This window comes from Pedobacter sp. BG31 (assembly GCF_042464845.1).
GTDB lineage: Bacteria > Bacteroidota > Bacteroidia > Sphingobacteriales > Sphingobacteriaceae > Pedobacter > Pedobacter suwonensis.
Map to the genome: position 1 here is coordinate 1 of NZ_JBHNZK010000043.1, position 5,832 is coordinate 5,832.

Here is a 5,832-nt window from a genome sequence, read left to right on the forward strand (position 1 = left end):
CTGAAATCTGGAGATATATAAAGACGGGCCGCGAGGCAACAACAGTCGATAAGTTCTTAAAAGAGATGTCAATGTAGCGCAGTGAGGTAATGAAGTACGTATTCAAGTACAGAATGCCTGACTGAATTTTAAAGTCAATGTCTGACAGACATAACAAAAAAGAAGACTATTTTTAACGATAGTTAAAACTGGTCAGTATTGAACAACACATTTTACAATGGAGAGTTTGATCCTGGCTCAGGATGAACGCTAGCGGCAGGCCTAATACATGCAAGTCGAACGATACTTTCCAGCTTGCTGGAGAGGAAAGTGGCGCACGGGTGCGTAACGCGTATGCAACCTACCTTCATCAGGGGGATAGCCCGGAGAAATCCGGATTAATACCGCATAAAATCACAGGATGGCATTATCCAATGATCAAACATTTATGGGATGGAGATGGGCATGCGTGTCATTAGCTAGTTGGCGGGGTAACGGCCCACCAAGGCGACGATGACTAGGGGATCTGAGAGGATGGCCCCCCACACTGGTACTGAGACACGGACCAGACTCCTACGGGAGGCAGCAGTAAGGAATATTGGTCAATGGAGGCAACTCTGAACCAGCCATGCCGCGTGCAGGAAGACTGCCCTATGGGTTGTAAACTGCTTTTATCCGGGAATAAACCTAAATACGTGTATTTAGCTGAATGTACCGGAAGAATAAGGATCGGCTAACTCCGTGCCAGCAGCCGCGGTAATACGGAGGATCCAAGCGTTATCCGGATTTATTGGGTTTAAAGGGTGCGTAGGCGGCCTGTTAAGTCAGGGGTGAAAGACGGTAGCTCAACTATCGCAGTGCCCTTGATACTGATGGGCTTGAATGGACTAGAGGTAGGCGGAATGAGACAAGTAGCGGTGAAATGCATAGATATGTCTCAGAACACCGATTGCGAAGGCAGCTTACTATGGTCTTATTGACGCTGAGGCACGAAAGCGTGGGGATCAAACAGGATTAGATACCCTGGTAGTCCACGCCCTAAACGATGAACACTCGCTGTTGGCGATACACAGTCAGCGGCTAAGCGAAAGCGTTAAGTGTTCCACCTGGGGAGTACGCCCGCAAGGGTGAAACTCAAAGGAATTGACGGGGGCCCGCACAAGCGGAGGAGCATGTGGTTTAATTCGATGATACGCGAGGAACCTTACCCGGGCTTGAAAGTTAGTGAATGATCCAGAGATGGATCAGTCCGCAAGGACACGAAACTAGGTGCTGCATGGCTGTCGTCAGCTCGTGCCGTGAGGTGTTGGGTTAAGTCCCGCAACGAGCGCAACCCCTATGTTTAGTTGCCAGCATGTAATGGTGGGGACTCTAAACAGACTGCCTGTGCAAACAGAGAGGAAGGAGGGGACGACGTCAAGTCATCATGGCCCTTACGTCCGGGGCTACACACGTGCTACAATGGACGGTACAGAGGGCAGCTACATAGCAATATGATGCGAATCTCACAAAGCCGTTCACAGTTCGGATTGGGGTCTGCAACTCGACCCCATGAAGTTGGATTCGCTAGTAATCGCGTATCAGCAATGACGCGGTGAATACGTTCCCGGGCCTTGTACACACCGCCCGTCAAGCCATGGAAGCTGGGGGTACCTAAAGTATGTAACCGCAAGGAGCGTCCTAGGGTAAAACCGGTAACTGGGGCTAAGTCGTAACAAGGTAGCCGTACCGGAAGGTGCGGCTGGAATACCTCCTTTCTGGAGTAGCGTTGACTACTCACTGCGCAACATGATATTTCTAAATAAGTATAGGGTAAAGAGGTAGAAGGTATAGGGTTTAAGGCCCATATCGTTCAGCCTGATACCATATACTTTATAACAAAGAGAAAAAAAGAAACACCCAGAAGAAAACGGTGGGCATACTATAAGGGTAGGCTTAACGGATGAAGCTGAGGTTGGCAAAGGAAAAGCGGTAGCGGTAAGATACTATATACTGCATCAGATGCTGCCCAAAGCAAAGTCCCGTAGCTCAGCCTGGTTAGAGCACTACACTGATAATGTAGGGGTCTCCAGTTCAAATCTGGACGGGACTACCATTGAAAGTTGGGAGTTGAGAGAAAAGAGTTGGGAGTTATGAATACTCCAGACTGATAACTGCAAACTCCAAACTTAATACTCTGGGGGATTAGCTCAGCTGGCTAGAGCGCCTGCCTTGCACGCAGGAGGTCAACGGTTCGACTCCGTTATTCTCCACCATTGAGCTGAAAGCTCAAAGCATAAAGACCAAAGCAGAAAGCTTTCAAAAAACAGAAACTGTTACCGGGATCGGTACTAGACATTGACATACAGAAAGACAAGAAGAAAACGCCACGGGGCACATACATTGCAAAAAGTATGAAACGGTTCGAGACCGCAGTTTTTTACTAACAAGGTTAAGCAGAGGCTTAGGCGCAGGACAATGAAACCCTCCACCTTTATACCCTCTACCTTTAACCTGGGTAAAGTTCTTTGACATATTGGAAGAAGTTAAAAAAGAAGAGCAAACAACAATAGGCGACTGTTGTGTTTGTGCTCTCCCGACTTTAGGTCGGGAATGAGACATCATAACAAGAGCAAAAAAGCATACCATGCGGCGCAAAAGGCGCATGAGTAGAAGAAAGTAAGAAAGAGTACACGGGGGATGCCTTGGCTCTCAGAGGCGAAGAAGGACGTGATAAGCTGCGATAAGCTCCGGGGATCTGCAAATAGGAACTAGATCCGGAGATTTCCGAATGGGGCAACCCGGCATGTTGAAGACATGTCACATATAATGAGCAAACCTGCCGAACTGAAACATCTAAGTAAGCAGAGGAAGAGAAAATAACAATGATTTCCTGAGTAGTGGCGAGCGAAAGGGAAAGAGCCCAAACCTACCTTGTTACGGCAAAGTGGGGGTTGTAGGACTGCAACGTGGCATTGGTAAACAGAAGTGGAACGGGATGGGAAGCCCGGCGATACATGGTGACAGCCCAGTACACGTATAGAATACCAGTCTAGCAGTATCCTGAGTACCGCGAGGTCGGAGACGCCTTGTGGGAATCGGCCGGCACCATCCGGTAAGGCTAAATACTCCTGAGAGACCGATAGTGAACCAGTACCGTGAGGGAAAGGTGAAAAGAACCCCGAACAGGGGAGTGAAATAGAACCTGAAACCGTGTACTTACAAGCGGTCGGAGCTGGCGTGTCCAGTGACGGCGTGCCTTTTGCATAATGAGCCTACGAGTTACTCTTCTCTGGCAAGGTTAAGTGCTTCAGGCACGGATCCGAAGCGAAAGCGAGTCTGAACAGGGCGTATAGTCAGAGGAGGTAGACGCGAAACCTTGTGATCTACCCATGGACAGGTTGAAGGTGCGGTAACACGTACTGGAGGACCGAACCGATAAACGTTGAAAAGTTTCCGGATGATCTGTGGGTAGGGGTGAAAGGCTAATCAAACTGGGAAATAGCTCGTACTCCCCGAAATGTTTTTAGGAACAGCGTCGGCATCGAGTTACATAGAGGTAGAGCTACTGATTGGGTGCGGGGGAGTCAAATCCTACCAAATCCAGACAAACTCCGAATGCTATGTAATATGGCCGGCAGTGAGGCGCGGGGTGCTAAGGTCACGCGCCGAGAGGGAAAGAACCCAGACCATCAGCTAAGGTCCCCAAGTTACGGTTAAGTTGAACTAACGAGGTCCGATTGCACAGACAGCTAGGATGTTGGCTTGGAAGCAGCCATTCATTTAAAGAGTGCGTAACAGCTCACTAGTCGAGCGATCGGGCATGGATAATAAACGGGCATTAAACCGTACACCGAAGCTATGGGATTGAAATATATCGGTAGGGGAGCATTCTATGTGCAGCGAAGGTATCTGGTAATGGGTGCTGGAGCGCATAGAAAAGCAAATGTAGGCATAAGTAACGATAAGGCGGGCGAGAAACCCGCCCACCGAAAGGATAAGGTTTCCTGATCAACGCTAATCGGATCAGGGTCAGTCGGGACCTAAGGAGAACCCGAAGGGGAAATTCGATGGACAACTGGTTAATATTCCAGTACTTTTTATAACTGCGATGTGGTGACGGAGTAGTGACACTGCCGCGATCTGACGGAATAGATCGTTGAAGGCTGTAGGTATATCGAACATAGGCAAATCCGTGATCGATGCTGAACGCTGATAGTACCAAGGACCTTCGGGCGATTGGATAGTGCAGGTAATCAGACTTCCAAGAAAAACCGCTAAGCTCCAGGTTATAAAAACCCGTACCGCAAACCGACACAGGTATCCGGGAAGAGGATTCTAAGGTGCTCGAGTGAATCATGGCTAAGGAACTCGGCAAAATGGCCCTGTAACTTCGGGAGAAGGGGCGCTGACAGCAATGTCAGCCGCAGTGAAAAGGCCCAGGCGACTGTTTAACAAAAACACATGGCTTTGCAAAATCGAAAGATGAGGTATAAGGCCTGACACCTGCCCGGTGCTGGAAGGTTAAGAGGGGATGTCATCGCAAGAGAAGCATTGAATCGAAGCCCCAGTAAACGGCGGCCGTAACTATAACGGTCCTAAGGTAGCGAAATTCCTTGTCGGGTAAGTTCCGACCTGCACGAATGGTGTAACGATCTGGGCGCTGTCTCAGCCATGAGCTCGGTGAAATTGTGGTCCCGGTGAAGACGCCGGGTACCCGCAACGGGACGGAAAGACCCCATGCACCTTCACTACAATTTAACATTGACATTGGGTACAGGATGTGTAGGATAGGTGGGAGGCTATGAATCGGTGTCGCCAGGCATCGTGGAGCCAACGTTGAAATACCACCCTTTCTGTATTCGGTGTCTAATCCCGCTAAGCGGGAGACATTGTTTGATGGGTAGTTTGACTGGGGTGGTCGCCTCCAAAAAGGTAACGGAGGCTTTCAAAGGTAAGCTCAGTACGCTTGGTAACCGTACGTGGAGTGCAATAGCATAAGCTTGCTTGACTGTGAGACATACAGGTCGATCAGGGTCGAAAGACGGATATAGTGATCCGGTGGTTCTGCATGGAAGGGCCATCGCTCAAAGGATAAAAGGTACGCTGGGGATAACAGGCTGATCTCCCCCAAGAGCTCATATCGACGGGGAGGTTTGGCACCTCGATGTCGGCTCGTCACATCCTGGGGCTGGAGAAGGTCCCAAGGGTTCGGCTGTTCGCCGATTAAAGTGGCACGCGAGCTGGGTTCAGAACGTCGCGAGACAGTTCGGTCCCTATCTGTTGTGGGCGTAGGAATTTTGAGTGGGGCTGACCTTAGTACGAGAGGACCGGGTTGGACCAGCCTCTAGTGAATCTGTTGTTCCGCCAGGGGCATTGCAGAGTAGCTACGCTGGGAATAGATAAGCGCTGAAAGCATCTAAGTGCGAAACTAGCCACGAGATGAGAATTCCATATAGGACCGTAGCAGACTACTACGTTGATAGGCTACAGATGTAAAGGTGGCGACACCACAGTCGAGTAGTACTAATCATCCGAAGCTTTCAAAGCAAACAGAACTGTTGTTTGTTCTTCATGCTAACTTCTTTCAATGATATGTCATTTGAGGCCGGAAGGCGGAAGGCATAAAGGCAGAAGGTTTACCCTCTACCTTAATACCCTCCCTCCCTCAACCTTAAATAAAAATATTCAGGTGCCTATATCGGTGGTGTCCACCTCTTCCCATTCCGAACAGAGAAGTTAAGCCCACCAGAGCCGATGGTACTGCGGTAACACGTGGGAGAGTAGGTCGGTGCCAGATCTTAAAGAGAAGCCCTTCAGCAGTAATGTTGAAGGGCTTTCTTGTTTTAAGAGCAGAGGGCATAGGGCACAGCG

General features: G+C 49.4%; 2 tRNA genes and 3 rRNA genes. All 5 read left to right on the top strand.

Annotated features, from left to right (window positions below):
* Positions 1 to 214: 214 nt before the first annotated feature.
* The 5 genes from ACFE6N_RS23450 (at position 215) to rrf (ending at position 5,758) form a co-directional block, all read left to right on the top strand.
* Positions 215 to 1,736 (top strand): 16S ribosomal RNA (locus ACFE6N_RS23450).
* Between the two features lie 260 nt (positions 1,737 to 1,996).
* Positions 1,997 to 2,074: transfer RNA gene (locus ACFE6N_RS23455), tRNA-Ile, on the top strand.
* 83 nt (positions 2,075 to 2,157) lie between these two features.
* Positions 2,158 to 2,234, top strand: a tRNA-Ala gene (locus tag ACFE6N_RS23460).
* 397 nt (positions 2,235 to 2,631) lie between these two features.
* Positions 2,632 to 5,507 (top strand): 23S ribosomal RNA (locus ACFE6N_RS23465).
* Positions 5,508 to 5,646: 139 nt separating this feature from the next.
* Positions 5,647 to 5,758 (top strand): 5S ribosomal RNA (gene rrf / locus ACFE6N_RS23470).
* The 16S, 23S and 5S rRNA genes sit together here with 2 tRNA genes alongside, the layout of an rRNA operon.
* Positions 5,759 to 5,832: the final 74 nt, after the last annotated feature.